Source organism: Streptomyces sp. NPDC054786 (genome assembly GCF_053611685.1).
The window spans coordinates 26063-52043 of record NZ_JBSHAW010000038.1; the positions used below are offsets into that span (position 1 = coordinate 26063).

28 protein-coding genes are annotated in these 25981 nt (G+C 70.0%); 18 read left to right on the plus strand and 10 right to left on the minus strand.

The window, feature by feature from the left end:
- The first annotated feature begins 48 nt into the window (after positions 1–48).
- Positions 49–894, plus strand: coding sequence for a nitrilase-related carbon-nitrogen hydrolase (locus ACWGI6_RS28415; protein ID WP_453270155.1), 846 nt, complete (start codon positions 49–51; stop codon positions 892–894).
- 18 nt (positions 895–912) lie between these two features.
- Here ACWGI6_RS28415 and tatA read toward each other — a convergent pair whose 3' ends face one another.
- The 3 genes from tatA to rpmB form a co-directional block, all read right to left on the minus strand.
- Entirely contained in the window at positions 913–1110 is a 198-nt protein-coding gene (gene tatA / locus ACWGI6_RS28420; RefSeq protein WP_453270156.1) for a Sec-independent protein translocase subunit TatA, read from the minus strand.
- 113 nt (positions 1111–1223) lie between these two features.
- Complete coding sequence (gene rpsN, locus ACWGI6_RS28425) at positions 1224–1529, minus strand: 30S ribosomal protein S14 (protein WP_453270157.1); 306 nt, start codon at positions 1527–1529, stop codon at positions 1224–1226.
- On the minus strand, positions 1529–1765 hold the full coding sequence (gene rpmB / locus ACWGI6_RS28430; protein ID WP_453270158.1) for a 50S ribosomal protein L28: 237 nt from the start codon (positions 1763–1765) through the stop codon (positions 1529–1531). The genes rpsN and rpmB overlap by 1 nt, the downstream gene beginning before the upstream one ends.
- 73 nt (positions 1766–1838) lie before the next feature.
- On the opposite strand from rpmB, the gene rpmG reads away from it, so the two are divergent.
- The 4 genes from rpmG to ACWGI6_RS28450 all read left to right on the plus strand — a co-directional run bounded on the left by rpmG (position 1839) and on the right by ACWGI6_RS28450 (position 4197).
- Positions 1839–2003: a 50S ribosomal protein L33 gene (gene rpmG, locus ACWGI6_RS28435; protein ID WP_393909212.1), complete on the plus strand. Its 165-nt coding sequence runs from the start codon at positions 1839–1841 to the stop codon at positions 2001–2003.
- 5 nt (positions 2004–2008) lie between these two features.
- Positions 2009–2263 (plus strand): type B 50S ribosomal protein L31, encoded by a 255-nt coding sequence (locus ACWGI6_RS28440; RefSeq protein ID WP_453270159.1) that lies wholly within the window; start codon positions 2009–2011, stop codon positions 2261–2263.
- Positions 2263–3411, plus strand: a complete 1149-nt coding sequence (locus ACWGI6_RS28445; RefSeq protein ID WP_453270160.1) for a CobW family GTP-binding protein — start codon at positions 2263–2265, stop codon at positions 3409–3411. Before ACWGI6_RS28440 ends, ACWGI6_RS28445 begins: the two co-directional genes overlap by 1 nt.
- Before the next feature lie 546 nt (positions 3412–3957).
- Complete coding sequence (locus ACWGI6_RS28450; protein WP_393909209.1) at positions 3958–4197, plus strand: DUF397 domain-containing protein; 240 nt, start codon at positions 3958–3960, stop codon at positions 4195–4197.
- Between the two features lie 113 nt (positions 4198–4310).
- Here the strand turns inward: ACWGI6_RS28450 and ACWGI6_RS28455 are convergent, their stop codons facing one another.
- Complete coding sequence (locus ACWGI6_RS28455; RefSeq protein ID WP_453270161.1) at positions 4311–4793, minus strand: ATP-binding protein; 483 nt, start codon at positions 4791–4793, stop codon at positions 4311–4313.
- 314 nt (positions 4794–5107) lie between these two features.
- On the opposite strand from ACWGI6_RS28455, the gene ACWGI6_RS28460 reads away from it, so the two are divergent.
- The 4 genes from ACWGI6_RS28460 (at position 5108) to ACWGI6_RS28475 (ending at position 9016) form a co-directional block, all read left to right on the plus strand.
- Positions 5108–5971, plus strand: a complete 864-nt coding sequence (locus tag ACWGI6_RS28460) for a helix-turn-helix domain-containing protein (protein WP_453270162.1) — start codon at positions 5108–5110, stop codon at positions 5969–5971.
- 84 nt (positions 5972–6055) lie between these two features.
- Positions 6056–7513: an aldehyde dehydrogenase family protein gene (locus ACWGI6_RS28465; protein WP_453270163.1), complete on the plus strand. Its 1458-nt coding sequence runs from the start codon at positions 6056–6058 to the stop codon at positions 7511–7513.
- Positions 7514–7646: 133 nt separating this feature from the next.
- Entirely contained in the window at positions 7647–8195 is a 549-nt protein-coding gene (locus ACWGI6_RS28470; RefSeq protein WP_393909205.1) for a DinB family protein, read from the plus strand.
- A 62-nt stretch (positions 8196–8257) separates the two neighbouring features.
- The gene (locus ACWGI6_RS28475) at positions 8258–9016 is read left to right on the plus strand and encodes a PadR family transcriptional regulator (RefSeq protein WP_453270196.1); all 759 of its coding nucleotides are present in this window, start codon (positions 8258–8260) and stop codon (positions 9014–9016) included.
- 55 nt (positions 9017–9071) lie between these two features.
- Here ACWGI6_RS28475 and ACWGI6_RS28480 read toward each other — a convergent pair whose 3' ends face one another.
- The 3 genes from ACWGI6_RS28480 to leuE all read right to left on the minus strand — a co-directional run bounded on the left by ACWGI6_RS28480 (position 9072) and on the right by leuE (position 11952).
- Entirely contained in the window at positions 9072–10487 is a 1416-nt protein-coding gene (locus ACWGI6_RS28480; protein ID WP_453270164.1) for a glutamate decarboxylase, read from the minus strand.
- A 16-nt stretch (positions 10488–10503) separates the two neighbouring features.
- Positions 10504–11127, minus strand: coding sequence for an NAD(P)H:quinone oxidoreductase (gene wrbA, locus ACWGI6_RS28485; RefSeq protein WP_453270165.1), 624 nt, complete (start codon positions 11125–11127; stop codon positions 10504–10506).
- Between the two features lie 159 nt (positions 11128–11286).
- The gene (gene leuE / locus ACWGI6_RS28490; protein ID WP_453270166.1) at positions 11287–11952 is read right to left on the minus strand and encodes a leucine efflux protein LeuE; all 666 of its coding nucleotides are present in this window, start codon (positions 11950–11952) and stop codon (positions 11287–11289) included.
- A 115-nt stretch (positions 11953–12067) separates the two neighbouring features.
- Between leuE and ACWGI6_RS28495 the strand changes: the two genes are divergently transcribed.
- Positions 12068–12826, plus strand: a complete 759-nt coding sequence (locus ACWGI6_RS28495) for a MerR family transcriptional regulator (protein WP_453270167.1) — start codon at positions 12068–12070, stop codon at positions 12824–12826.
- A gap of 89 nt (positions 12827–12915) precedes the next feature.
- Here ACWGI6_RS28495 and ACWGI6_RS28500 read toward each other — a convergent pair whose 3' ends face one another.
- Positions 12916–13284 (minus strand): YbjQ family protein, encoded by a 369-nt coding sequence (locus ACWGI6_RS28500; protein WP_088799183.1) that lies wholly within the window; start codon positions 13282–13284, stop codon positions 12916–12918.
- A gap of 207 nt (positions 13285–13491) precedes the next feature.
- Between ACWGI6_RS28500 and ACWGI6_RS28505 the strand changes: the two genes are divergently transcribed.
- Together ACWGI6_RS28505 and ACWGI6_RS28510 are read left to right on the plus strand one after the other, a co-directional pair.
- A complete protein-coding gene (locus ACWGI6_RS28505; protein WP_453270168.1) occupies positions 13492–14196 on the plus strand; it encodes a DedA family protein in 705 nt (234 codons plus the stop codon).
- A gap of 217 nt (positions 14197–14413) precedes the next feature.
- Positions 14414–16156 carry a threonine/serine ThrE exporter family protein gene (locus ACWGI6_RS28510; RefSeq protein WP_453270169.1) on the plus strand — a complete coding sequence of 581 codons (1743 nt, stop codon included), beginning with the start codon at positions 14414–14416 and terminating at the stop codon, positions 16154–16156.
- A gap of 172 nt (positions 16157–16328) precedes the next feature.
- Here ACWGI6_RS28510 and ACWGI6_RS28515 read toward each other — a convergent pair whose 3' ends face one another.
- Entirely contained in the window at positions 16329–16823 is a 495-nt protein-coding gene (locus tag ACWGI6_RS28515) for an inorganic diphosphatase (protein ID WP_030077125.1), read from the minus strand.
- A gap of 86 nt (positions 16824–16909) precedes the next feature.
- Between ACWGI6_RS28515 and dacB the strand changes: the two genes are divergently transcribed.
- From dacB to folE, 6 genes are all read left to right on the plus strand, one after another.
- Positions 16910–18484, plus strand: a complete 1575-nt coding sequence (dacB, locus tag ACWGI6_RS28520; RefSeq protein ID WP_453270170.1) for a D-alanyl-D-alanine carboxypeptidase/D-alanyl-D-alanine endopeptidase — start codon at positions 16910–16912, stop codon at positions 18482–18484.
- Positions 18485–18628: 144 nt separating this feature from the next.
- Positions 18629–19777, plus strand: coding sequence for a zinc-dependent metalloprotease (locus ACWGI6_RS28525; protein WP_453270171.1), 1149 nt, complete (start codon positions 18629–18631; stop codon positions 19775–19777).
- A 192-nt stretch (positions 19778–19969) separates the two neighbouring features.
- Complete coding sequence (gene tilS, locus ACWGI6_RS28530) at positions 19970–21028, plus strand: tRNA lysidine(34) synthetase TilS (RefSeq protein ID WP_453270172.1); 1059 nt, start codon at positions 19970–19972, stop codon at positions 21026–21028.
- 85 nt (positions 21029–21113) lie between these two features.
- Complete coding sequence (gene hpt / locus ACWGI6_RS28535) at positions 21114–21653, plus strand: hypoxanthine phosphoribosyltransferase (RefSeq protein ID WP_393909250.1); 540 nt, start codon at positions 21114–21116, stop codon at positions 21651–21653.
- A 283-nt stretch (positions 21654–21936) separates the two neighbouring features.
- Positions 21937–23949, plus strand: a complete 2013-nt coding sequence (gene ftsH / locus ACWGI6_RS28540) for an ATP-dependent zinc metalloprotease FtsH (RefSeq protein ID WP_453270173.1) — start codon at positions 21937–21939, stop codon at positions 23947–23949.
- 117 nt (positions 23950–24066) lie between these two features.
- Entirely contained in the window at positions 24067–24672 is a 606-nt protein-coding gene (folE, locus tag ACWGI6_RS28545) for a GTP cyclohydrolase I FolE (RefSeq protein WP_453270174.1), read from the plus strand.
- A 93-nt stretch (positions 24673–24765) separates the two neighbouring features.
- Here the strand turns inward: folE and ACWGI6_RS28550 are convergent, their stop codons facing one another.
- On the minus strand, positions 24766–25881 hold the full coding sequence (locus tag ACWGI6_RS28550; protein WP_453270175.1) for an alpha/beta hydrolase: 1116 nt from the start codon (positions 25879–25881) through the stop codon (positions 24766–24768).
- Between the last annotated feature and the right edge of the window lie 100 nt (positions 25882–25981).

Below are 25981 nucleotides of genomic sequence, written 5' to 3' on the forward strand. Positions count from 1 at the left end.
AAAATTGGGGTGAAAGCCGCAAAGGTGATGGGTCGATGAGGTGGGGCCATGCTCATTGCGCTGGCGCAGACCGACTGTGTGCTGGGCGAGGTGGCGGAGAACCTCGATGCCGCACGCGAGCAGATCGAGCAGGCGGCGGCGCAGGATGCGGATCTTGTCGTCTTTCCCGAACTGAGCCTGCACGGCTACCACTTGGGTGCGCTCAAGCGCGATGAGTCCATCCCGGCGAGCGATCCGCGACTGCTGGAGCTCAGTACCCTCGGCCCCGATGTGCTGGTCGGCTTCCATGAGCACACCAGCCTGCGGGCGTACAACACCGCGGCGCACTACTCGGCCGGCGCGCTGGTGCATGCCCACCGCAAGCTGTACCTCCCCAACTACCTGGCCTGGGAGGAGCGCAAGCACGTCAGTCCGGGGCAGTCGCTGCGGGCGTACGAGCTGAAGCGGGCCAAGAGCGGCGGCCGGGGCGCGACGCTGGTGTGCAACGACGCCTGGCAGCCGACGGTGCCGTGGCTGGCGGTGCAGGACGGCGCCGAGGTGCTGTTCGTCCCGACGAACAGCGCGGCGAGCCTGGATCCGGAGGCGATGGACACCGGCCTGTACTGGGACACGCTGCTGTCCTATACGGCGCGGATGCTGCAGTGCTGGGTGGTCTTCGTCAACCGCGTGGGAAATGAGCACGGTGCGACGTTCTGGGGCGGCTCGCGGGTGGTGGACCCGCGCGGCACGGTCGTGGCGCAGGCGCCCAAGTGGGAGCCCGCCCTGGTCACCGTCGAGATCGATCTCGCCGAGGCGCGTCGGCAGCGCCGTGCGGTGCCGCTGGTCGCCGAGGCCCGGCTGGGGCTGATCGACCGCGAGGTGCGGCGGCTGATCGACGAGGGCGGCGATCACTGAGGAGCGGGCGGCCCGGCCTCAGTGGCGGGCGGCGGACTCCGGGTGAGGCGCCTCGGCCGGCTCGTCGCCCTTGAGGGCCTTGGCCTCGGACTTGAGGATGCGCATCGAGCGGCCCAGGCCGCGCGCCATGTCGGGCAGCTTCTTCGAGCCGAAGAGCAGCACGAGCACCGCGATGATCAGGATCAGATGCCAGGGCTCGAAGGCGTTGCGGAGCATGCGCGCGCTCGCTTTCGTCGGGAGGGCCGGCGGACGTTCTGTCCAGTATTACCCGAACGGTCCGGCCGTCCGGTCCAGGGGTCGCCCCCAGGGCCGGACGGCCGGCGGCGTGGTTACCAGCTCGACTTGCGGACGCCCGGCAGATGGCCCGCGTGCGCCTGCTCGCGCAGCCGTACGCGGGACAGGCCGAAGGCGCGGAAGTGGCCGCGCGGGCGCCCGTCGATGCTGTCGCGGTTGCGCACCCGGGTGGCGCCGGCGTCCCGCGGCTGGCGGGAGAGCTCACGCCGGGCGGCGGTGCGCTCCTCCTGCGGTGTGTGCGGGCTGCGGAGGACGGCTTTGAGGAGGCCGCGGCGGGCCGCGTAGCGGGCGACGGTCGCGCGGCGCTTCCCGTTCTTGGCGATCTTGCTCTGCTTGGCCATCAGACCTTCTCCCCCCGGGCGCGGATACGGGCGACGGCCGCCTCGACGCCGATCGTGTCCACGGTCTTGATGGCCTTGGCGCTCAGCGTGAGCCGGATGTGCCGGCCCTCGCCCTGCAGCCAGTGGCGCTTGCGCTGGACGTTGGGGTCGAAGCGGCGCGGGGTGCGGCGGTGCGAGTGGGAGACGGCGTTGCCGAAGCCCGGCGTGCGGCCGGTCAGCCGGCAGTGGGCGGACATGGTGCGGTCCTTTCGGTCGGAGCCCCTGGTGAGAGCCTATTGAAAATGGAAACCATTTCCGTATACTAGCCACATGGCCCGCAACGAACTACGCCCGGTCGTCAAGCTCCGGTCCACCGCCGGCACCGGCTATACCTACGTGACCCGCAAGAACCGCCGTAACGACCCCGACCGCCTGGAACTGCGCAAGTTCGACCCGGTGGCCGGCCGGCACGCCACCTTCCGAGAGGAGCGCTGAGCACCGTGAAACCTGGCATCCACCCCGCCTACGGGCCGGTCGTCTTCCGCGACCGGGCCGCTGACTTCGCCTTCCTGACCCGTTCGACCGCCACCAGCGAGAAGACGGTCGCGTGGGAGGACGGCAACACCTATCCCGTCATCGACGTCGAGATCTCCTCGGCGAGCCACCCCTTCTACACGGGCACCGCCCGGGTGCTGGACACCGCGGGCCGCGTCGAGCGGTTCGAGCGCCGCTACGGCACGCGCGGGGCCCGCTGATGGAGCGGCTCCCTGTCGTCCTGGTGGGCGGCCTGCACGCGCAGGCGCGGCGGGCCGCCGTCGAGCGGCTGCTGCGGGCCGTCCCCGGCAGCGTCGCCCTCCACCACGACCTCGCCTCCGCCGCCGAGGGCACCGTGCGGCGCACGGTCCGCGACGCGGGCGGCACCCTCGACACCGGTTCGGCGCCGCTGGTCAACGACTGCGCCTGCTGTGCGCTGCGCGAGGACCTGGTGCCCGAGCTGGAGCGGCTGGCCGCCGGGCGCACCTGCCGGCTGGCCGTCGTCGAGCTGTGGGACTCGGTCGAGCCCAAGGCGATGGCCGAGGTGGTCACCGCATGCGGGAGTGAGAATTTCGCGCTGACCGGGGTGATCACCGCCGTCGACCCGGCGCTGCTGCTGCCCTACCTCGGCTGCGGCGACGACCTCGCGGAGGCCGGTCTCGCGGCCGCGGCCACCGACCAGCGCACGGTCGCCGACACCTGGGCGCGGCAGCTGGAGTACGCGCCGGTGCTGGCGCTCGCCACGGGGGAGGAAGAGGCGGAGCCGGCCGACCTCGCGCTGCTCGCCCAGCTGCATCCGATGGCACACCAGGTCCCCGTGGAATCCGGGGCGTTGGCGGCCACGGCGACGGCCGGTTTCGATGTGGCGGCGGCCGCGGCACGCCAGCACCCGGCCTGTGCGCTGCTGCCGCAGGAGGCCGACGCGGAGGGCGTCGGCACGCTCGTGTGGCAGCACACCCGGCCCTTCCACCCCGAGCGGCTCTACCGCGCACTGGAGGACCTGACCTGTGCGGCCGTGCGCAGCCGGGGCCGGTTCTGGCTGGCCGACCGCCCGGACACCCTGCTGTCGTGGGACGCGGCCGGCGGGGCGCTGTGTGTGGAGAACGCCGGGCCGTGGCTGGCCTCGCTGCCGGATGCCGCCTGGGAGATGGTGCCGCCGACGCGCCGGGCCGCCGCCGCGCTGGACTGGCACCCCGAGCACGGGGACCGCGCCCAGCATCTGGTCTTCACCTCGCCGGGCCTGGACCGCGAAGACCTCGCGTCCCTGCTGGAGTCCTGTGTGCTCACCGACGCCGAGTACGCGGGCGGCCGGCCGGCCTGGAAGAGCCTGTCGCCCGCCTTCGACGCCCTCCTCGACCCCGTGTCGTGAGGGACCGCGTCCGCCCGGCGGCCGTACGGAGCCGGTCCATCGACGCGTATACGTCAGCACGTCCCCTACAGCACGTACAGCAGCAGCGGCAGCTCTCCCGGGCGATCAAGAACGCACGGGAGACGGCGCTGCTCCCGTACGCGTCACGGTGACGGTCGCCTCCTGGTGACGGGTGCCGTCCGGTGACGGGCGGAGGTCCCTTGCGTGGGAGACGCAGGGGACCTTCGGCATCTCCACGGGGGACGAACACCGTCCGGCAGGCGCGCCGTCGGACGCCCGCCCGGATCCTGGAACCCGCAGGGCCTGGCGTACGTCCCTTCCTCGGCTGTGAGGGTTCCGGCCCTGGTGATCCGTACCGGGTACAGGGCGCACCTCATCAGGGGTGACGGGCGGCGGCCGACGGTGAGGGAGGGGCCGGCCCGGTTCCTCGACGAGCTGTGACCGCCTCTGCACCGGCTGTCGTGCACGTGCATCTGCGCATGCATCCGCATGAGAACGCAGCTATGCTCCCGGGCAGTTGACACCATTTATCACCGGGAGACCCCTGTGCTCCACGCATACAACGGCATGGCCGCCACGGATCTCCACGATGTGGCATGGCAGAAGAGCAGGCACAGCAACTCCCAGGGCTCCTGCGTGGAGTTCGCCAAGCTGCCCGGGGGTGACATCGCGGTACGCAACTCGCGCTTCCCGGACGGCCCCGCGCTCGTCTACACACCGGCCGAGGTCCGGGCGATGCTGCTCGGCATCAAGGACGGGGAGTTCGACCATCTCGTACGGGACTGAGTGCCCGGGGGTGTCCGGGCGGCCGTAGGGGGGCCGGCCGCGGGGGCGGCGCGGCGTCCGCACACGGCAACCGGGCGCCCGTAGGTGACGGTGCGCCCGGCGTGAGGAAGCGGCTACGGCAGTCGGAAGAGGGCCCACACGATCTTGCCGTGTGCGGCACCGGCCAGCGGATGCCAGCCCCAGCTGTCGCTGAAGGAATCCACGAGATGCAGCCCCCGGCCCGACTCCGCGGCGGAGTCCGCCTCGCCGGCGACCGGTGAATCATCGCTCGGGTCCCGTACGGCGCAGATCAGCCGGGAGGACCAGCGCATCAGATGCAGCCGGGCGGGCGGGGCGGTGTCGGGGTGCTCCGGAGCGGCCAGGATCGCGTGCCGCAGGGCATTGGTGACGAGCTCGGAGACCACCAGGGCGACCGAGTCGAAGAGATCGTCCAGATCCCAGCCCTGCAGGGTCTCGCGGGTGAACGCACGTGCACAGCGCACCGATTCATAGCGCGCCGGGAGCGTGCGGGAAGCGGAACCGGAGACAGCCAAGGGGTCGACGGGAGGAAAGCCCTGCCATAACGGCTCGAGCATGGTCAAAACCTTGGTCCCCATGCGAGGCACTCCTGGCGTTCGCGGACGTCATGACCCTGGCCGGTCAGCCGGATCTGGCGGATCTTTCACGAGCGTGCATGCGTGCGACGCCTATGGTTCCCAATGCGCGGGACAGATGCAAGGGCAGATGCACGTGCACGTGCCGAGGTTGTACCGGAGTAGACCGATTCCTTCGGAATTCTTCCTGCGGCTTCATGGGGACGGCCGGCCGGAGCCTCACATATCAGTAACCGGATGAGCACTCAACGAAGCCCGAACGTGGCAGACTGCGGCCCACTGTTGGGACAGGGTGGGGTCACAGGAGGGTCTGAGAGGTGTCCGCAAGTGAGTCGAGCGGGTCGGTGGTGCGGCGGATCCTGCTCGGGTCGCAGCTCCGTCGGCTGCGTGAATCGCGCGGGATAACCCGTGAGGCGGCCGGCTACTCGATCCGTGCGTCCGAATCGAAGATCAGCCGCATGGAGTTGGGCCGCGTGAGCTTCAAGGCACGGGATGTGGAGGACCTGCTCACGCTGTACGGGGTCGGTGACGCGCAGGAGCGCGAGGCACTGCTGTCCCTGGCGCGCGAGGCGAATGTCGCCGGCTGGTGGCACAGCTACACCGATGTGCTGCCCGGCTGGTTCCAGACGTATGTCGGTCTGGAAGGAGCCACTTCGCTGCTCCGGGTCTACGAAGTCCAGTTCGTGCACGGGCTGTTGCAGACCGAGAGCTATGCACAGGCCGTCGTCAGACGTGGCATGCCGGATGCCGGGCCCGCCGAGATCGAGCGCCGTGTCGCGCTGCGTATGGAGCGGCAGAAGCTGCTGGTGACCGAGCGGTCGGCGCAATTCCACTGTGTGCTGGACGAGGCCGCCCTGCGTCGCCCGTACGGCGAACGGTCGGTCATGCGCGAGCAGGTGAAGCATCTGATCGAGGTGTCCGAAAGACCGAATGTGCGGCTGCAGGTGATGCCGTTCAGTCTGGGCGGGCATGCCGGCGAGAGCGGAGCCTTCACCATGCTCGGCTTCCAGGAGTCGGGTCTGCCGGACGTCGTCTATCTGGAGCAGCTGACGAGCGCGCTCTATGTGGACAAGCCCGAAGAGGTGGCGCAGTACGCGCGGATGATGGACCGCCTCCAGGAAGAAGGGCCGAATCCGGCCGAGACCAGGGACCTGTTGCGCGGTCTGCTCCAACTGATGTGACGCATCGGTAGGATGGCGCACCATCAGGAGTCAGCACCCCCCAATGCGGCGCCCTGAGCGCCCTGTTCTCCAGATCGGGATGGCATGTCCTACTTCGACGAGTTGGCGTATCAGTTCATCGACGGCGAGTGGCGGTCCGGCAGCGGCTCATGGGACATCGTCGACTTCAATCCTTATAACGGGGAGAAGCTGACCTCCATAACCGTCGCCACGGTCGAGGAGATCGACCAGGCCTACCGTGCCGCCGAGCGCGCACAGCGGGCGTGGGGCGCCACCAATCCGTACACCCGGCGGCTCGTCTTCGAGCGCGTGCTGCGGATCATCGACGACCGTGAGGCGGAGCTGGCCGAGACGATCGCCGCCGAGGTCGGCGGCACGCTCGTCAAGGTGGGCTTCGAGCTGCATCTGGCCAGGGAATTCCTGCGCGAGGCGATACAGCTCGCGCTGCGCGCCGAGGGCCGCATTCTGCCCTCGCCCATCGATGGCAAGGAGAACCGTCTCTACCGGCTGCCGGTCGGTGTCGTCGGTGTCATCAGCCCCTTCAACTTCCCCTTCCTGCTGTCGCTCAAGTCCGTCGCGCCGGCCCTGGCGCTCGGCAATGCCGTCGTCCTCAAGCCGCACCAGAACACCCCGGTGTGCGGCGGCGGCCTGGTCGCCAAGATCTTCGAGGAGGCGGGGCTGCCGGCGGGGCTGCTCAACGTCGTGGTCACCGATATCGCCGAGATCGGTGATGCGCTCATCGAGCACCCGGTGCCCAAGACCATCTCCTTCACCGGCTCCGAGAAGGTCGGCCGGCATGTCGCGACGGTCGCCGCCGCCCACTTCAAGCACTCCGTGCTGGAACTGGGCGGCAACAGCGCACTGGTCGTCCTCGACGACGCCGATATCGACTACGCGGTGGACGCCGCCGTCTTCAGCCGCTTCGTTCACCAGGGCCAGGTCTGTATGGCCGCCAACCGGGTGCTCGTGGACCGCGCCGTGGAGCGGGAGTTCACCGAGAAGTTCGTCGCCAGGGTCGCGGCCCTGAAGGTGGGCGACCCCACCGACCCGCAGACCCATATCGGCCCGCTGATCAACGAGGGGCAGGCCGAGGCGATCACCTCGCTGGTGGACCGCGCGGTCGCCGGCGGTGCCTCGGCGCTCCTCCACGGCGAGACCCGGGGCACGCTGGTGGCACCGAGCGTGCTGAGCGGGCTGCCGGAAGACTCCCCGCTGCTGCAGCAGGAGATCTTCGGACCGGTCGTGGTGCTGGTGCCGTTCGACGGTGACGACGAGGCGGTGCGGCTCACCAACTCGACGCCGTACGGGCTCAGCGGCGCCGTGCACACCGCCGACATCGAGCGCGGTGTGCGCTTCGCCAAGTGCATCGAGACCGGGATGTTCCACGTCAACGACGCCACGGTGCACGATGAGCCGATCGTGCCCTTCGGCGGCGCGAAGAGCTCCGGGGTGGGGCGGCTGAACGGCGACGCGATGGTGGAGGCCTTCACCACGACCAAGTGGATCTCCATCCAGCACGGGCGTTCGCAGTTCCCGTTCTGAGGAACGAGGGGTCGAGGGCGACCGCCCGCGGGTTGCGGACAGAAGCTGACCGCAAGGGCTCCTACCTTGAGTGATGTCGAAAGGCGGACGGCGAACGGCCGGCCGCCGAGGATGTTCACGAAAGGCGGCTCTCATGCCCACTCACGTTCTTGCCGAGGCCCACGGTGACGAGGCCGGCGCGCTGCTGGCCTTCCTGGAGGCCCAGCGCGGCGGGCTGCGGCGGGCGGTCCTGGGGCTGACCGACGAGCAGGCGGCCCGGCGCCCCAGCGCCGGCGAGCTGTCGCTGGCCGGGCTGGTCAAGCATGTCGCGGAGACCGAACAGACCTGGGTAGAGACCGCGCAGCAACGGCGGCACTCCATCGAGCGGACCGCCGAGAACTGGCACCTGAGCTTCCGGCTCGCGGACGGCGAGAGCCTGGCGGAGGTGCTGGTGTTCTGGGACGGGGTCGCGCGGCGTACGGAGGAGTTCATCCGCTCCGTGCCGAGCCTGAACGACACCTTCCCGCTGCCCGTGGCGCCGTGGTACCCGCCGGAGGCCCGGCAGTCGATGCGCTGGCTGGTGCTGCACCTGATCGAGGAGACGGCCCGGCACGCCGGCCACGCCGACATCCTCCGTGAGTCCCTGGACGGCCGGACGGCCTTTGCGCTGGTGGACGAGGAGCAAAAGGTGCAGCAGGGGTGAGCGCGGGGCCCGGCCGCCGCGCTCTAGGCTGACGGCAAGGGCGGGTGAGGGATGAGGAGACGATGTCGGCGATCCGGCTGTTGGTACTGGGCGCCGTGCGGCAGCACGGCCGGGCGCACGGCTATCAGGTGCGCAACGACCTGGAGTACTGGGGCGCCCATGAGTGGTCCAACGCCAAGCCCGGCTCGATCTACCACGCGCTCAAGCAGATGGCCAAGCAAGGGCTGCTGCACGCCCATGACATCGCGCCCAGCACCGCCGGCGGTCCGCCGCGTACCGAGTACGAGCTGACCGCGGCGGGCGAGGCGGAGTACTTCGCGCTGCTGCGCGCGGCGCTCGCCCAGTACGACCAGAAGGTCGACATGCTCAGCGCGGCCCTCGGCCTGGTCGTCGATCTGCCGCGGGCCGAGGCGGTGGCGCTGCTCAAGGAGCGGGTGCGGGCGCTGGAGGAGTGGCGGAGCACGGTCACCGAGTACTACACGCCCGAGGAAGGCCCCGAACGGCTCGGCCATATCGGCGAGATCATGAATATGTGGGTGCACTCCGCGGACAGCGGCGCCGCATGGACGCGGGGGCTGATCGAGCGGATCGAGGGCGGGGCGTATGTCTTCGCCGGCGAGGGGGAGCCGTTCGTCGGCGTACTCGCCGAAGGGCAGGAGAACCCGTACGCGACGGAGGGTGCGGGATCCGAGGAGGGCGTGGAGCCTGAGGGGGAAGCGGGCCCTGAGGGGGGAGCGGACCCTGAGGGGGAAGCGGGCCCTGAGGGCGACGGGGATTCCGGGCGCACGGGTGGTGGCGGCGCCGCGAAGAAGACCTCTTGATCACCTTTGACTGAACGGGAGGTCCTCGCGCCTTCGCGGCGGAACGGTTTCCGCCCTAGTGGTGGAACGCCGTCGCGACGTTCGCCGGGCGCTGCAACGGCTCCGCCTGTTCGCGCAGTTCGGGCAGCAGCTGTTCCAGGTCGGCGAGGAACAGGTCGGCGAGGTCCATGGAGAAGCCGTTGCGGCAGACCACCCGCAGGACGGACAGGTCCTCGCGTTTCGGGGGGAAGGTGTAGGCGGGGATCAGCCAGCCGCGCTCCTTCATCCGCCGGGAGACGTCGAAGACGTCGAAGGCGGTGACGTCGTCCGCGGTCGTGAAGGCGAAGACCGGCAGCTGGTCGCCGTGGGTCAGCATGCTGAAGTCGCCCAGCGCGCTGATCCGTTCGGCCATCGAACGGGCCACGTCGCGGGTCGCCTGCTGTACGGCGCGGAAGCCGGCCCGGCCGAGCCTCAGAAACGTGTAGTACTGCGCGGCGACCTGGGCGCCGGGCCGGGAGAAGTTGAGCGCGAAGGTCGGCATATCGCCGCCCAGATAGTTGACGCGGAAGACCAGCTCCTCGGGCAGCGCCTCCCCATCGCGCCACAGCGCCCAGCCGACGCCCGGGTAGACCAGGCCGTATTTGTGCCCCGAGGTGTTGATGGAGGCGACCCGCGGCAGCCGGAAGTCCCAGACCAGCTCCTGGTCGAGGAACGGGGCGATCATGGCGCCGGACGCGCCGTCCACATGGACCGGGATGTCCCAGCCCTGCTGCTTCTGGATCTCGTCGAGCGCCGTGCAGATCTCGGACACCGGCTCGTACGACCCGTCGAAGGTCGAGCCGAGGATCGCCACCACGCCGATGGTGTTCTCGTCGCACAGCCCGGCGGCGGAGTCCGCATCCAGATGGAAGCGGTCGCCCTCCATCGGGACCATGCGTGCCTCGACCTCCCAGAAGTTGCAGAACTTCTCCCAGCAGACCTGGACGTTGGCCCCCATGACGAGGTTGGGCCGGGCCCGGTCCGGATACCGGTCCTTGTTCCGCTGCATCCAGCGCCGCTTGAGGGCCATGCCGGCGAGCATGCAGGCCTCGCTCGACCCGGTGGTGGAACAGCCGATGGCGGCCGACGGATCGGGGGCGTGCCACAGGTCGGCGAGCATCGCCACACACCGCCTCTCCAGTTCGGCGGTGCGCGGGTACTCGTCCTTGTCGATCATGTTCTTGTCCCGGCACTCCGACATCAGCACGCCGGCCTGCGGCTCCATCCAGGTCGTGACGAACGTCGCCAGGTTCAGCCGGGAGTTGCCGTCCAGCATCAGCTCGTCGTGCACGAACTGATAGGCGGTGTGCGGGGAGATGGGGCCGTCGGGCAGGGTGTGCCGCGGTGGCGAGGTCTCCATACCGGCGACCGGGTCGGCCTCGCCGTAGAAAGGGTTGACCGGGTGCGCGATGTGCTTACGGTCGGATGCCGATGCGCCTTTGTGCAGAGTCATCTGTCGCCACTACCCGTCAACTGGCCGGTGAAAGGCCGTGTTTGATGGCCTTCGTGAATTTCACTACGCGCTCGGCCTGGATGCGGGCCGCAGTGCGTGCCTCGTCGTCGAGCGGGGTGTCCGGGCCGCCGACATGGGAGGTGCCGTAGGGATTGCCGTCGGTGAACTTCGCCGGGTCGGTGTAGCCCGGTGTCACGAGGATGCCGCCGAAATGGTGGACGGTGTGGTAAAGCGCGAGCAGGGTGGACTCCTGGCCGCCGTGCTTGGTGGCACTCGCGGTGAAGCCGCTGTAGACCTTGTCGGCCAGTTTGCCCTGCTGCCAGAGGCCGCCCAGGGTGTCGATGTACTGCTTGAGCTGCGAGGTCACATTCCCGAAGCGGGTGGGGGTCCCGAAGATCACCGCGTCCGCCCAGAGCATGTCCTCGTGGGTGGCCTCCATGATGTCGGCGGTGGCCGCGGCGTTCGCCGCCCATGCCGGGTTGGCGTCGATCGCGGTCTGCGGGGCGAGTTCCGCGGTCCGGCGCAGTCGCACATCGGCCCCGGCGTGCTCGGCGGCGTCCGCGATCCGCCGGGCGAGCTCGGCGATGGTGCCGGTCGACGAGTAGTAGATGACGGCGACCTTCACGTCATGCACGGGCATGAGCACCTCCTGGAACCCGACAATAAGGGCATAAGGGGTGCGTGGCCTCCAGAGTTCACCCAGTGGAAGCGCAAGGGGCGGGCGGCCGTCCCGGAGGACCGCCACCCGCCCGTATCCGCGTCTGCGCAGTGGCGCCGGGCCTGCCCGCCCGGCGCCGGCTCAGCTCGTGGTGGCCAGCGACAGCTTCGCGGCGAAGCCGAGGAAGGCCGCGCCCGCGCCCGCGGACAGCCCGGCCGTCAGCCGCTTGCGGCGCCGGAAGGTCGCCGCCAGAAACGTCCCGCTGAAGATCAGGACCGACAGATACGTGAAGCTGAACAGCTGCGCCCAGGCACCCAGTGTCAGGAACGACAGCACCGGATGGGCATAGGACGGGTCGACGAACTGCACGAAGAAGGAGATGAAGAACAAAATCGCCTTGGGGTTGAGCAGGCTGACCACCAGCGCCCTGCGGTACGGCCGCTCCACCGTCTCCTTCGGCGCCTCGGGAGCCTCGCCCTGCCGCTCGGCCCTCCGTGCCTCCCGGCCGCGCCACAGCGCCCAGGCGCCGCGCAGCATCCCGACCGCCAGCCACGTCAGATAGCCGGCGCCGGCGAACTTCACGACGGCGAACAGCACCGGGCTGGTCTGCAGCAGCGAGGCCACCCCGCCGGCCGACAGCGTCATCAGCACCGTGTCACCGCACAGCACACCGGCCGCCGCCCGGTAGGCGACCCGCGGGCCGCGCCGGGCCGCCACCGAGACGACGTACAGCGAATTCGGGCCCGGCAGCAGAATGATCAGTGCGAGCCCCACCAGATACGTGGACAGATCCGTTATCCCCAGCATGTGCGGCAGGATCTCATCCCCGCGTCCGCCGCCTCACCGGCTTTTCATGATGCGGACTTGCACCTCACGTGACGTGAGGACACATCGTGGAGGGCGTACCGAGAAGGGAGCGGATATGAGCTATGCGGTAGGGCAGGTCGCCGCCTTCGCCGGGGTCACGGTGCGCACCTTGCACCACTACGACGAGATCGGGCTGCTGCTGCCCGGCGAACGCAACCACGCAGGTCACCGGCGCTACGGCGAGGACGACCTGGACCGGCTGCAGCAGATCCTGTTCTACCGGGAGCTCGGGTTTCCGCTCGACGAGGTCGCGGTCCTCCTGGACGACCCGCACGCGGACCCGCAGGAACATCTGCGGCGCCAGCACGACCTGCTGACCGGGCGGATCGGCAGACTCCAGGAGATGGCCGCCGCCGTCGAACACGCGATGGAGGCACGAAGGATGAAGGTACGGCTCACACCGGAAGAGAAGTTCGAGGTCTTCGGGGACTTCGACCCCGACGAGTACGCCGCGGAGGCCGAGGAGCGCTGGGGCGGCACGGACGCCTACAAGGAGTCGCAGCGCAGGGCGGCCGCATACACCAAGGACGACTGGAAGCGGCTGACGGCGGAGTTCGACGCCCTCCACCGCGCGATGGCGGACCTGCTCGCGCAGGACGTGCCGGCGGACTCCGAGGCGGCCATGGATGTCGCGGAGCAGCACCGGCGGTTCATCAGCGGGGCGTACTACGACTGCACCTACGAGATCCACAGCGGACTCGGCGAGATGTACGTCGCGGACGAGCGGTTCACCGCCACCTACGAGGCCATCAGGCCCGGCCTCGCCGTCTACCTGCGCGACGCGATGCTGGCCAACGCCATCCGCCACCTGTGATCCGTACGGGCCGGGGAAGCGCGCCCCCGGCCCGTACGGCCTGCTCGGCACCGGCCGGTGCGCCGCCCTCCGCACGCCCGGCCAGGCGCTCAGCCCTGCGGAGAGAGCACCACGGCCGTCCCGTAGGCGCACACCTCGGTGCCCACGTCCGCGGCCTCCGTGACATCGAAGCGGAACATCAGCACCGCATTCGCACCGCGCGAGCGGGCCTGCTCCACCAGCCGTTCCATCGCCTGGTTACGGGTCTCGACCAGGGTCTTGGTCAGGCCGCGCAGTTCGCCGCCGATCATGGACTTCAGGCCCGCGCCGATCTGGCTGCCGAGGTGGCGCGAGCGCACGGTCAGGCCGAAGACCTCGCCGATGACCCGTTCCACGTGAAACCCCGGGACGTCGTTGGTCGTCACCACCAGGACGTCGGACTGCGCATGCTGTCCGCCGCCGTACTCCTCGATGCCCATCGCGCGCACCTCCTTGCGGCCAGCATCACCCGGCCCTCCGGGAGCGGCCAGCGGTCGGGGGCGCTCGGGTGGGGCCCCAGGGCCCGCCTGGAACCAAGGGGAGTCACCCGGCGTTGATAGTTTTGGGCCGCACATGCGCCTGCACCCTCGTCGCTTCGCTCGTCGCACCGCACGATCCGGCGCCCTCGACCCAGGAGCCTTCACCCCGTGAATACTCTCGCGCTCGGCCCCCAGTGGCTGGACCCGGACTATCTGATCGCGACCTTCGGCCTGGCCGGCGTCCTGTTCATCGTCTTCGCGGAGTCCGGCCTGCTGATCGGCTTCTTCCTGCCGGGCGACTCGCTGCTGTTCACCACCGGTCTGCTGGTGACGACGAACAAGCTGGACCGGCCGCTGTGGATGGTGTGCTCCCTGGTCGTCCTGGCTGCCGTCCTCGGTGACCAGGCGGGGTATCTCTTCGGCCGCAAGGTCGGCCCCTCGCTCTTCAAGCGCCCCGACTCCCGCCTCTTCAAGCAGGAGAACGTCGAGAAGGCGCATGCCTTCTTCGAGAAGCACGGCCCCAAGTCGCTGATCCTGGCCCGCTTCGTGCCGATCGTGCGGACCTTCACCCCGATCATCGCCGGTGTGAGCCGGATGAACTACCGCTCCTTCCTCACTTTCAACCTCATCGGCGGCGCACTGTGGGGCGCCGGTGTCACGCTGCTCGGCGCCTCGCTGGGGAACATCGCGTTCGTCCACAAGCACATCGAGCTGATCCTGATCGCGATCGTGCTGATCTCCGTCGTACCGATCGCCATCGAGTACCTCCGCGCCCGCGGCAAGGCCAAGAACGAGCCCGCCCCGGTCGGTCCCGCCGACCGTCCCCACGGCGCCGCCCCCGACACCCGCCGCGGCCGCCACGCCAAGCGCTGACGACCGGGCGAGAGCCCCCGGCCCGTCGCCGCCCCCGCACCCCAGCGGCCGACCGCCCGCCGCAGGCGCCACGGCGAGGCCGCCGACAGCGTGCTCCACCGGCACAGTGTCTACGAACCGGTAGCCGAAACGTCGCCCCCGAGCACGCGCGGTCCACCCCCATCAGGCATCGTGTCCTTGTCATCCGTCAGGAGGCTTACGAGGAGAGCGAAGACCCGTGGCGTCGGACCCACAACGCGGCCAGCGCGGCACGAGCGGCAGCGGCAGCAGCAGCGGCTCCTCGGACCAGACCGGTTCCGAAGAGCGCAAGCCCCATCCGGACGAGGCGCACAGCGCCTTCACCCCGCCGCTGGGCGTGCCCTATCCGCCGCTCCCCGAGGACGAGCACCCCACCTCGGAGTTCGCGCTGCCTTCCGGCCTGCGCCCGGAAACCGCGGGCGAACAGGAGGGCTCGGCGTTCGCGCGCCCCAGCAGCACCACCGGCCAGACCCCGATGCCCGCCGGCTCCACCGCCCTGAGTTACGCCTTCACCCCGCCGCACGGCATCCCTGCCGTCCGCCTCACCAAGGAGGCTCCCTGGCAGGACCGGATGCGGACGATGCTCCGGATGCCGGTGGGGGAGCGGCCGGTCCCCGAGCGCTTCGAGCGGGCCGACGACGAGACCGGCCCTGCCGTACCCCGCGTGCTCGACCTGACGCTGCGTATCGGGGAGATCCTGCTCGCCGGTGGTGAGGGCGCGGAGGACGTCGAGGCCGCGATGTTCGGCGTCGCGCACGCCTACGGGCTGGAGCGCGTCGAGCCGACCGTCACCTTCACGTTGCTGTCGATCTCCTACCAGCCGTCGCTGGTCGACGACCCGGTCACGGCCAGCCGGACGGTGCGGCGCCGCGGTGTCGACTACAACCGGCTCTCCGCGGTCTTCCGGCTCGTCGACGAGATCGCGTCCGAGGGCATCACCCTCGAAGAGGCCTACCGCGGCCTCGCCGAGATCCGCCGTAACCGCCACCCCTACCCGAGCTGGGCGCTGACGGTGGCCTCCGGGCTGCTGTCCGGTGCCGCCTCCATACTGGTCGGCGGCGGGCTGCTGGTGTTCGTCGCGGCCGCGGTGGGCTCGATGCTCGGCGACCGGCTGGCCTGGCTCGCGTCCGCGCGCGGGCTGCCGGAGTTCTACCAGTTCGTGGTCGCCGCGATGCCGCCCGCCGCGGTGGGCGTCGCCTTCGGTCTGGCGCACGCCAATGTGCAGGCGTCCGCCGTGATCACCGGTGGACTGTTCGCGCTGATCCCGGGGCGGGCACTGGTCGCCGGCGTCCACGACGGGCTGACCGGCTACTACATCACCGCCGCCGCCCGTCTGCTGGAGGTCGGCTACCTCATCGTCGGCATCGTCGTCGGCGTGCTCAGCGTGCTCTACATCGGTCTTCAGCTGAACCCCGGCCTCCGTCGGCTCAACCCCGAGGAGACGCTGGGGGTGTACAACGAGCCGCTGGTGCAGATCGTCGCGTCCATGCTGCTGGCGCTGGCGTTCTGCGTGCTGCTCCAGCAGGAACGCAACACCGTGGCCTTTGCGACCTTGAACGGTGGCGTCGCCTGGGTCGTGTACGGCGCGCTCGCCTACGTCGTCGGAATGAACCCCGTGCCCGCCACCGCGATCGCGGCCGGACTGGTCGGCCTCTTCGGCCAGTTGCTCTCCCGTTACCGCTATGCGTCCGCGTTGCCGTACGTCACCGCGGCCATCGGCCCGCTGCTGCCCGGTAGTGCCACGTACTTCGGCCTGCTCAACTTCGCCCAGGGGCATCTGCCGCAGGGCCTCACGTCCCTGGTCCAGGCCGTCTCGCTGGCGCTGGCCATCGCGGTGGGGGTCAACCTCGGTGCCGAGGTCGCGCGGCTGTTCCTGCGGGCGCCCGGCCTCCAGGAGGCCGGCACCGGCCGTCGCGCCGCCAAGCGCACCCGCGGCTTCTAGCCGCGCCTTTCGGATCAGCGCGGGACCGCGACGCCCGGCGGCCCGCCCCCGACACGCACAACGGGCGGCAACCCAACCGGGTGCCGCCCGTTCGCGTAAGAAAATCAGCGCGCAGACCCCGGCGCGTCGCGGTCAGCAATCCCCCGCCGCACGCCGGAACGGCACGACTGTGTCAGTGCTTGCCGCCCTGCGCCTCAAGGCGCTTGTACGAGGCCTCGATCTCGGCCTCGGCCTCGGTGCGGCCGACCCAGTTGGCGCCCTCGACGGACTTGCCGGGCTCCAGGTCCTTGTAGACCTCGAAGAAGTGCTGGATCTCCAGGCGGTCGAACTCCGATACGTGGTGGATGTCCCGCAGGTGCTCCACACGCGGGTCGGACGCCGGTACGCACAGCAGCTTGTCGTCGCCGCCGGCCTCGTCCGTCATCCGGAACATGCCGATGGCGCGGCACTTGATGAGGCAGCCGGGGAAGGTCGGCTCGTCCAGGATGACCAGGGCGTCGAGCGGGTCGCCGTCCTCGCCCAGGGTGTTCTCGACAAAGCCGTAGTCGGCCGGGTAGCTGGTCGAGGTGAAGAGTCGACGGTCCAGGCGGATCCGGCCGGTCTCGTGGTCCACCTCGTACTTGTTCCGCGAACCCTTCGGGATCTCGATGGTGACGTCGAACTCCACGGGTGGCTCCTCCATGATCAACACATACGTCTGGTGATTAAGTGTCCCCCACGCAGGTGTGTGGTGGCGAAAGGGGCTGGTCCGAGGTGCCGGAGACCGGAAAGTGGCAGGTCAGATGGCAGTCGGCGGAACGGTCCGCGCGGGCGGCGACGCACGTGGCGGTCCGGTCGGCGCAGACAGCGGTCGATGCCGCGCGGCAGGCCTGGCAGGCCACACCGCGCCATACCCAGCAGACCTGGCGGCTGACGGCGGTATCGGCAGCCACCGGCCTGGCGGTCGCGCTCGCCGCGGTGGCGGCGGCCGGGCCGTGGGACTCGGGTCAGCGTACGGCCGAGCGCGCGGAGGCGGGCTCGATGGACGGTGCCAGTGGTGAGCATCACGCCGCCGACCCCGGTCCGGCACCCAGCGCCCCGCCCGTGCTGCCCGCGCTCGGCGGTGTGGTGCACGGCGCCGCGGGTCGTGGCGCCGCCCCCGTGCCCACCGACGCCGGGCTGGCCGACGCGCTCGCACCGCTGTTGAAGGACCCGGCGCTCGGCCCGCTGCGCACGGCCTCCGTCCTGGACGTCGCCGCGGGCCGCGAGGTCTTCGGCGAGCGCCAGGGCACGGCCGCCACCCCCGCCTCCACCGTCAAGCTCGCCACCGCCGTCGCCGCGCTCTCCGCGCTCGGACCCGACCACCGCATCGACACGACCGTCGTCATGGGCGGCAAGAACCGCATCATCCTGGTCGGCGGCGGCGACCCCACCCTCACCGCCCGCGCCCCGCGGCCGGGCGCCGAGGAACAGCCCGCGAGTCTGCGCGCCCTCGCCGACGCCACCGCCCGCACCCTCAAGCAGCGCCACACCACCAAGGTCAGCCTCGGCTACGACACCGGCGCGTACGCGGGCCCCGTCGAGCACCCCATCGGCCCGAACGAGAACATCGCCCCCGTCACCGCCCTGATGACCGACGAGGCGCGCCTCGACGACTCCGAGCACGGCACCGCCCCCCGCGACACCGACCCGGCCCACGCCGCGGCCCGCACCTTCGCCGGGCTGCTCCACGAGCGCGGCATCACCGTCGACGGCGACCCCGCCGGCGCCAAGGCCCCCAAGAAGCCCGACCGGATCGCCACCGTCCGCTCCCTGCCGCTGTCCGCGCTCGTCGAGCGGATGCTCACCTACAGCGACAACGACATCGCCGAGGCGCTGGCCCGCCAGACCGCCCTGGCCGCGCGGCAGCCGGCCAGCTTCGCCGGCGCCGGAAAGGCCGTACACACCGCCCTCGAACGGCAGCACCTGCCCTTGTCCGGCGCCGTCTTCGAGGACGGCAGCGGCCTCGACCGCGACGACAAGGTCACCGCCGCCCTGCTCTCCCACCTCCTGCTGCAGGCCTCTTCGCCCGACCGGCCCGCGCTGCGCCCCGTCGTCACCGGCCTGCCGGTGGCCGCCTTCACCGGCACCCTCAGCAACCGCTACCGGGGGGAGAGCGCCGGCGCCGGCGCCGTACGGGCCAAAACGGGCACCCTCACCGGCGTGAACACCCTGGCCGGCAGCGTCGTCGACGCCGACGGCCGGCTCCTCGTCTTCTCCTTCATGACCACCGGCACCTCCGACCCCCAGGGCGCCCAAAACGCCCTCGACAAACTCGCCTCAGCGGTGGCCAACTGCGGCTGCCGCTAGACCCGGCAAGGCCCGTCACCGCACCCACGGGCCCCCCGCGGCGGACCGGTCCGCCGCGGGCGCCACGGTGAGCCGGCACCACGGCGGGAAAGCCAAAAACGCGGTCCGCTACCCCACAGCGGAGCGCCCACGTACGGTGAACTCATGACGAGCATCGGTGGAACCGAGATGGTCGACTGGAATCTCGCGGTCGCGACCGCCACCCGTTTCGTGCGGCCGGGGCCGGAGGTGAGCCGGGACGAGGCGCGCGCGATCGTCGCCGAGCTGCGCAAGCACGCCAAATCCTCCGAGGCGCACGTCCGTGCCTTCACGCGGATGGCACAGCCCGACGCGACGGGCGACGCGCCGCATGACACGCCGGTCCTCGTCGTGGACCGGCCCGGCTGGATCAAGGCGAACGTCGCCGGGTTCCGGGCCGTGCTCAAGCCGCTGCTGGCCAAGATGGAGGACCGCCGCTCGGCGGTGCCCGGCGGCGCGGTGCTCGGCGCGGTGGGCGGCAAGGTGACCGGCGTGGAGCTGGGCATGCTGCTGTCGTTCCTGGCCTCGCGGGTCCTCGGCCAGTACGAGACCTTCGCACCGGCCTCCCGGGATCTGCCGGCCGCGGCACAGGGCGGCCGGCTGCTCCTCGTCGCGCCGAACATCGTGCACGTGGAGCGCGAACTGGAGGTGGAGCCGCACGACTTCCGGCTGTGGGTGTGCCTCCATGAGGAGACCCACCGCACCCAGTTCACCGCCGTCCCGTGGCTGCGGGACCACATCGAGGGTGAGATCCAGGCGTTCCTCGGCGAGACGGACATCGATCCGGGCACCCTTCTGGAGCGGCTGCGCGAGGCCGCCCAGTCGCTGGCCGGCGCCAAGCCCGAGGGCGAGGAGGGCGAGGAGGAGGGCAGCCGCTCCCTCGTCGACCTCGTCCAGACGCCCGCGCAGCGCGAGATCCTCGGCCGGCTGACCGCGGTGATGTCCCTGCTGGAGGGCCACGCCGACTACGTGATGGACGGCGTGGGACCCGATGTCGTGCCGTCGGTCGCCGAGATCCGGGAGAAGTTCCAGAAGCGCCGGGCCAGCGGCGCCGGGCGGCTGGACCAGGCGCTGCGCAAGCTGCTCGGCCTGGACGCCAAGCTGCGGCAGTACCGCGACGGTGAGCGGTTCGTCAGCGCGGTCGTCGAGGAGGCCGGCATGGACGGCTTCAACCGCGTCTGGACGTCGCCGAACACCCTCCCGACCAAACAAGAGATCGCCAAACCGGCGGACTGGATCGCGCGGGTGCACCGCAAGGCGGACGGGGCACCGTAAGCCAACGGCGTGAGCTGGGCACGCCGGGTGGCAGTAGCGCGCCCCTTCAATCACCCGTCTGAGGGACCGTTACGGATGGATAGGCGTGCAATGCTCGGGGAACCGCTCGCCTCTGTCACCATCTAGGCACTCTGTGTGACGAAGTTGCCCTCACCGGCCCGAGGCTCCCCAGCTGAACGATTGGAAACGGACATGGGTCCCCATCCAGCGGTCGCCGCGATACGCCTGGCGGTCCGCCGCGTACTCCACGACGTCCTCACCCACCACTGCGCGCAGGACCGGCACGAGCCCCCGCTCGTGCTCGTCGCCTGCTCCGGCGGCGCCGACTCGATGGCGCTCGCCTCCGCTCTCGCCTTCGAGGCCCCCAAGCTCGGCGTCCGCGCCGGGGGCGTCACCATCGACCACGGCCTCCAGGAGGGCTCGGACCTCCGCGCCACCGAGGTCGCCCTGCGCCTGCGGGGCCTGCGGCTGGACCCGGTCGAGGTCGTCGCCGTCCACGTGGGCGAATCCCATCGGGTGGCGCACGGCGCCTCGTACCGGGGTGGTGGGGGGCGACGGGTGGGTGGGCCGGAAGCCGCCGCCCGCGACGCCCGTTACGCCGCCCTGGACACCATCGCGGAGCGCCACGGCGCCACCGCGGTCCTCCTCGGCCACACCCGCGACGACCAAGCGGAAACGGTGCTGCTCGGTCTCGCCCGCGGATCCGGGACCCGCTCGCTCTCCGGTATGGCCGCGACCAGCGGCAGGGACGGCCGCTACCGCCGGCCCTTCCTCGACGTGGACCGCCAGACCGCCCGCAAGGCCTGCCTGATCCAGTCGCTGCCCGTCTGGGACGACCCGCACAACGCCGACCCCGCCTACACGCGCTCACGGCTCCGCCACGAGGGCCTGCCCGCATTGGAGAAGGCGCTCGGCAAGGGCGTCGTCGAGGCGCTGGCCCGTACCGCCCAGCTCTCCCGCGACGACGCCGACGCCCTGGACGCCTGGGCCGCCGACGCGGAGGACACGGTCCTCGACGACACCGGCACCCTCGACATCGCCGCCCTCTTCGCCCTGCCTCCCGCGGTACGCCGCCGGGTGCTGCGCCGGGCCGTCATCGGCGCCGGCTCACCGGCCGGTTCGCTCTTCGCCCGCCACATCGAGGAAGTGGACCGCCTGATCACGGCCTGGAGGGGGCAGGGGGCCATCAACCTCCCCGGGCGCGTAGGTGTGCGACGGCAGGGTGGCAGACTGGTGATTCGGCAGGGCTGAGCCGCAGACGCTGCCCCGCACCGAAGTCTCACGACTGACGCGAACACCGAACAGAGCGAGAGTGGCACGGGTGGACGACAAGGACATGGGTTCCGACCTTCAGTCGGTACTCATCAGCAAGCAAGAGATCGACACGAAGCTGGCTGATCTGGCCGCGAAGATCGACGCGGAGTACGCGGGCAAGGACCTGCTCATCGTCGGTGTCCTCAAGGGCGCCGTGATGGTCATGGCGGACCTGGCGCGCGCGCTGTCCACCCCCGTCACGATGGACTGGATGGCCGTGTCGTCGTACGGCGCGGGCACCCAGTCCTCCGGCGTGGTCCGGATCCTCAAGGACCTCGACACCGACATCAAGGGCAAGCACGTCCTGATCGTCGAGGACATCATCGACTCCGGCCTGACGCTGTCGTGGCTGCTGTCGAACCTCGGCTCGCGGGAGCCGGCCTCGCTGGAGGTCTGCACGCTGCTGCGCAAGCCGGACGCGGCCAAGGTCGCCATCGACGTGAAGTGGATCGGCTTCGACATCCCCAACGAATTCGTGGTGGGATACGGCCTCGACTTCGCGGAGAAGTACCGCAATCTGCCGTTCGTCGGTACTCTCGCGCCGCACGTCTACGGCGGCTGAGGGCGCTCCTCGCGCCCGTCCGGCCGACGTGGCCGGACGAGGCCCGGATCGGCTCTCTGTGGGCCGGCGGGAACCCTTCGGGGCTTCCCGCCGTTGGAGCAGGGAGAACGGAATCCTCGGCTGCATGTTCACCCTCGGCGCAGGCGCCGGGTGACAATGCTGGGGTACCGTCCGAAGGCAGTTCTTTTTCGGGCCAGTAATACACCGTACGCACGACCAGCCCTCCCAAGGGCGTTGTGCCTCACTGTGGCAGGAGGGACGGGGCCTTAGCGGCTCCGTATGGATGGACGTGAAGCGATACTTCCGTGGGCCGGTCATGTGGATCGTGCTGGCCGTCCTCGCCGTGGTCGTGTTGATGCAGGTCGTCGGCTCGTCCGGCGGCTACAAGACGGTGGACACCGGTCAGGTCGTCAAGGCGATCGCTGACAACAAGGTGAAATCCGCCGAGCTGACGACCGGTGACGAGAACAAGATCAAGATCGAGCTGTCGGGCTCCAACAAGATTGAGGGCTCGAACAAGCTCCAGGCGAGCTACATCGGCGACCAAGGCGTCGACGTGGCCAAGAACCTGCAGGCCAAGTACCAGACCGGCGAGATCAAGGACGGGTACACCGTCTCCCCGTCGAAGCAGAACCCGTTCGTCGGTGTGCTGCTTTCGCTGCTCCCCTTCGTCCTCATCGTGGTCGTCTTCCTGTTCCTGATGAATCAGATGCAGGGCGGCGGCTCCCGGGTGATGAACTTCGGGAAGTCGAAGGCGAAGCTCATCACCAAGGACACCCCCAAGACGACGTTCTCGGACGTCGCGGGGTCGGACGAGGCCGTCGAGGAGCTCCACGAGATCAAGGAGTTCCTCCAGGAGCCGGCGAAGTTCCAGGCCGTCGGCGCCAAGATCCCGAAGGGCGTGCTGCTGTACGGCCCGCCCGGAACGGGCAAGACGCTGCTCGCACGCGCCGTCGCCGGCGAGGCGGGCGTCCCGTTCTACTCGATCTCCGGCTCCGACTTCGTCGAGATGTTCGTCGGTGTCGGTGCCTCCCGTGTCCGTGACCTCTTCGAGCAGGCCAAGGCGAACGCCCCGGCGATCGTCTTCGTCGACGAGATCGACGCCGTCGGCCGGCACCGTGGTGCGGGCCTGGGCGGTGGCCACGACGAGCGCGAGCAGACCCTGAACCAGCTCCTGGTCGAGATGGACGGCTTCGACGTGAAGGGCGGCGTGATCCTGATCGCCGCCACGAACCGTCCGGACATCCTCGACCCGGCGCTGCTGCGCCCCGGCCGTTTCGACCGGCAGATCGCCGTCGACCGTCCGGACCTGCAGGGCCGTCTCGAAATCCTCAAGGTTCACCAGAAGGGCAAGCCGGTCACGCCGGACGTCGACCTCTCGGCCGTCGCCAAGCGCACCCCCGGCTTCACCGGTGCCGATCTGTCCAACGTGCTCAACGAGGCCGCGCTGCTGACGGCCCGGAGCGACGAGAAGCTGATCAGCAACCACTTCCTGGACGAGGCGATCGACCGCGTCGTGGCCGGCCCGCAGAAGCGGACCCGGATCATGTCCGAGAAGGAGAAGAAGATCACCGCGTATCACGAGGGCGGACACGCCCTGGTCGCGGCGGCCTCACCGAACTCCGACCCGGTGCACAAGATCACGATCTTGTCCCGCGGCCGGGCGCTGGGCTACACCATGGTCCTGCCCGACGAGGACAAGTACTCCACCACCCGCAACGAGATGCTCGACCAGCTGGCGTACATGCTGGGCGGCCGCGCGGCGGAGGAGCTGGTCTTCCACGACCCGACCACGGGTGCCGCGAACGACATCGAGAAGGCCACGGCCACGGCCCGCGCGATGGTCACGCAGTACGGCATGACCGAGCGGCTCGGCGCGATCAAGTTCGGCACGGACAACTCCGAGCCCTTCCTGGGCCGTGAGATGGGCCACCAGCGCGACTACTCGGAAGAGGTCGCCGCGCTGGTCGACGAGGAAGTCAAGAGGCTCATCGAGACCGCGCACAACGAGGCGTGGGAGATCCTGGTCGAGAACCGCGATGTGCTGGACAACCTGGTGCTGACGCTGCTGGAGAAGGAGACCCTCAACAAGGAGGAGATCGCCGAGCTCTTCAAGCACGTGGTCAAGCGCCCGGCCCGCCCGGCGTGGACCGGCTCCTCGCGTCGTACGCCTTCCAGCCGCCCGCCGGTGCTCTCGCCGCGGGAGCTGACCCCGGCCAACGGCTCGGTGACCACGACCGCCACCGTCTCCACGGAAAAGGCGGAAGCCCCCGAGGAGCAGCGCCCCGAGAGCTGATTCCGCGGCCCCCGGGCCCCGGAATAAACGCCGCGCCCCCCAGGTTTAGCCTGGGGGGCGCGGCATTTCGCGATTCCACCGCGAATTCGAGCGGGCGCAGAAGGAACGAGGCACCACATGACCGACCCTGTGACGCTCAACGTCGACGGCAAGATCGGCACATTCGACGAGAAGCGCGCCGAGAACGCCGTACGCGAGCTGCTCATCGCGGTGGGCGAGGACCCGGACCGCGAGGGGCTGCTGGAGACGCCGGCACGGGTGGCCCGCGCGTACAAGGAGATCTTCGCCGGGCTGTATCAGAAGCCCGAAGATGTGCTGACGACCACCTTCGACCTCGGTCATGACGAAATGGTGCTGGTCAAGGACATCGAGCTGGTCTCCACCTGCGAGCACCACCTCGTGCCCTTCGTCGGGGTGGCGCACGTCGGCTACATCCCGTCCGCCGACGGCAAGATCACCGGCCTGTCCAAGCTGGCCCGGCTGGTCGATGTCTACGCCCGGCGTCCGCAGGTCCAGGAGCGGCTGACCACGCAGATCGCGGACTCGCTGATGGAGATCCTGGAGCCGCGCGGCGTGATCGTCGTCATCGAGTGCGAACACATGTGCATGACGATGCGCGGGGTGCGCAAGCCGGGTGCCAAGACGACGACGTCGGCCGTGCGCGGCCAGCTGCGCGACGCCGCCACCCGTGCCGAGGCGATGAGCCTGATACTGGCCCGCTGAGGCGCACGGCCCGGAACACCGACGGCCGGGCCCCCGGACGCTGCTTGAGGGACCCGGCCGCGGGCGGGGCCTAACGGGACGGCTGCCGGCCCGTCAGGCCTTGAGGTGGTTGCCCAGCCACTCCAGGGCGGCCGGGATCTCCCGGCGCCAGGTGTTGAAGTTGTGGCCGCCGCTGTCGAGGATGATCGACGAGATCCGGCTCGGCGACTTCGTCTGCTGGATGAACCGCAGCGTCTGGTGGTAATTCCCCTCGCCCTGCTTGCTGCTGGTGACCAGCAGGTTCACCTCGGGGGCGGGCAGGTGCCGCTGACGCCACAGCAGATTGTTCTCGCGCTGCAGCTGCGAGTTGCCGCCGAAGAGGTCGCCGGTGGTGGCGTCGAGGGGGGCCTCGTAGGCGCCGGAGAGGGCGACGGCGCTGGAGTACGCGTCGGGGTGGCGCATGGCCATCTTCAGCGCGCAGTAGCCGCCGGTGGAGTCTCCGATGACACCCCAGTTCCTGGCCTCGCGCCCTATTCGGTAGTGCTCGGCGATATCCGCACGCAGGTCCTTGGTGAAGAAGGTCTCGGTCTGCGGGCCGTTCGGTATGTCCACGCACTCGGTGTCGCGGGGCGGCGCGACCGTCGGACGCATCATCACCAGGACGGTCGGCTGCATCTTGTGCCGCTTGAGCAGCTCGTGCTCGGTCTGCGGGAAATGCAGCTTTTTGTAGAGCGCCTGGGCGGTGCCCGGGTACCCGGTGAGCACCAGAGCCACCGGGAATTTCTTGTCCGCGTATTTCTTCTGGAAGTACTGCGGCGGCAGATAGACAAAGGCGGGGCTGGCGATCTGGGAGTGTTCGCCGCGGATCACCACCTTGTCGATCCGGCCGCCGGCCGCCGGGCGCGAGCCGTTCTGGACGCTGACCCGCTCGGTACCCAGCATCTGCAGCTTGGTGCCGTTCGGCCCGGTCTGGTAGTTGGTGACCACGCCCGGCTCCTGCTCCTGGCCGAAGAGGTCGGCCCAGGACGCGTAGAAACCGAAGGAGTTGTTGGCGTACAGGCCGATCACGGCGAAGAGGCAGAGCTGGGTCGCCACCAGGAGTCCGACACGGCCGAGGACGGCACGCCAGTTCGCCTTGGAGAGGCGGGGCCAGAGCCAAACGGTGAGGACGAACAGTGCCACCGCGACGAGGACGGCAAGAAGCAGCACTTTCTTACTGGTGAGACCCATGTGGTGCTTTCTTCCGGGCGGCCGGGCCATCCGTACCGCTAATGGAACCCCGAGCCCTGAAACGCCGTCATACAGGGCGCAAAAAGTCCAGATGCTGCGA

Excerpts from the sequence above, each read along its gene's own strand:
- rpmB (WP_453270158.1), bottom strand. The coding sequence starts at position 1,765 with ATGTCCGCCCACTGCCGGCTGACCGGCCGCACGCCGGGCTTCGGCAAC.
- ACWGI6_RS28500 (WP_088799183.1), bottom strand. The coding sequence starts at position 13,284 with ATGGGCATCGAGGAGTACGGCGGCGGACAGCATGCGCAGTCCGACGTC.
- leuE (WP_453270166.1), bottom strand. The coding sequence starts at position 11,952 with ATGCTGGGGATAACGGATCTGTCCACGTATCTGGTGGGGCTCGCACTG.
- ACWGI6_RS28525 (WP_453270171.1), top strand. The coding sequence starts at position 18,629 with ATGACGAGCATCGGTGGAACCGAGATGGTCGACTGGAATCTCGCGGTC.
- tatA (WP_453270156.1), bottom strand. The coding sequence starts at position 1,110 with ATGCTCCGCAACGCCTTCGAGCCCTGGCATCTGATCCTGATCATCGCG.
- hpt (WP_393909250.1), top strand. The coding sequence starts at position 21,114 with ATGGGTTCCGACCTTCAGTCGGTACTCATCAGCAAGCAAGAGATCGAC.
- ACWGI6_RS28475 (WP_453270196.1), top strand. The coding sequence starts at position 8,258 with ATGTCGGCGATCCGGCTGTTGGTACTGGGCGCCGTGCGGCAGCACGGC.
- ACWGI6_RS28470 (WP_393909205.1), top strand. The coding sequence starts at position 7,647 with ATGCCCACTCACGTTCTTGCCGAGGCCCACGGTGACGAGGCCGGCGCG.
- tilS (WP_453270172.1), top strand. The coding sequence starts at position 19,970 with ATGGGTCCCCATCCAGCGGTCGCCGCGATACGCCTGGCGGTCCGCCGC.
- ACWGI6_RS28550 (WP_453270175.1), bottom strand. The coding sequence starts at position 25,881 with ATGGGTCTCACCAGTAAGAAAGTGCTGCTTCTTGCCGTCCTCGTCGCG.
- ftsH (WP_453270173.1), top strand. The coding sequence starts at position 21,937 with ATGGACGTGAAGCGATACTTCCGTGGGCCGGTCATGTGGATCGTGCTG.
- ACWGI6_RS28455 (WP_453270161.1), bottom strand. The coding sequence starts at position 4,793 with ATGGGGACCAAGGTTTTGACCATGCTCGAGCCGTTATGGCAGGGCTTT.
- ACWGI6_RS28480 (WP_453270164.1), bottom strand. The coding sequence starts at position 10,487 with ATGACTCTGCACAAAGGCGCATCGGCATCCGACCGTAAGCACATCGCG.
- ACWGI6_RS28415 (WP_453270155.1), top strand. The coding sequence starts at position 49 with ATGCTCATTGCGCTGGCGCAGACCGACTGTGTGCTGGGCGAGGTGGCG.
- ACWGI6_RS28445 (WP_453270160.1), top strand. The coding sequence starts at position 2,263 with ATGGAGCGGCTCCCTGTCGTCCTGGTGGGCGGCCTGCACGCGCAGGCG.
- ACWGI6_RS28495 (WP_453270167.1), top strand. The coding sequence starts at position 12,068 with ATGAGCTATGCGGTAGGGCAGGTCGCCGCCTTCGCCGGGGTCACGGTG.
- rpmG (WP_393909212.1), top strand. The coding sequence starts at position 1,839 with ATGGCCCGCAACGAACTACGCCCGGTCGTCAAGCTCCGGTCCACCGCC.
- ACWGI6_RS28465 (WP_453270163.1), top strand. The coding sequence starts at position 6,056 with ATGTCCTACTTCGACGAGTTGGCGTATCAGTTCATCGACGGCGAGTGG.
- folE (WP_453270174.1), top strand. The coding sequence starts at position 24,067 with ATGACCGACCCTGTGACGCTCAACGTCGACGGCAAGATCGGCACATTC.
- wrbA (WP_453270165.1), bottom strand. The coding sequence starts at position 11,127 with ATGCCCGTGCATGACGTGAAGGTCGCCGTCATCTACTACTCGTCGACC.
- rpsN (WP_453270157.1), bottom strand. The coding sequence starts at position 1,529 with ATGGCCAAGCAGAGCAAGATCGCCAAGAACGGGAAGCGCCGCGCGACC.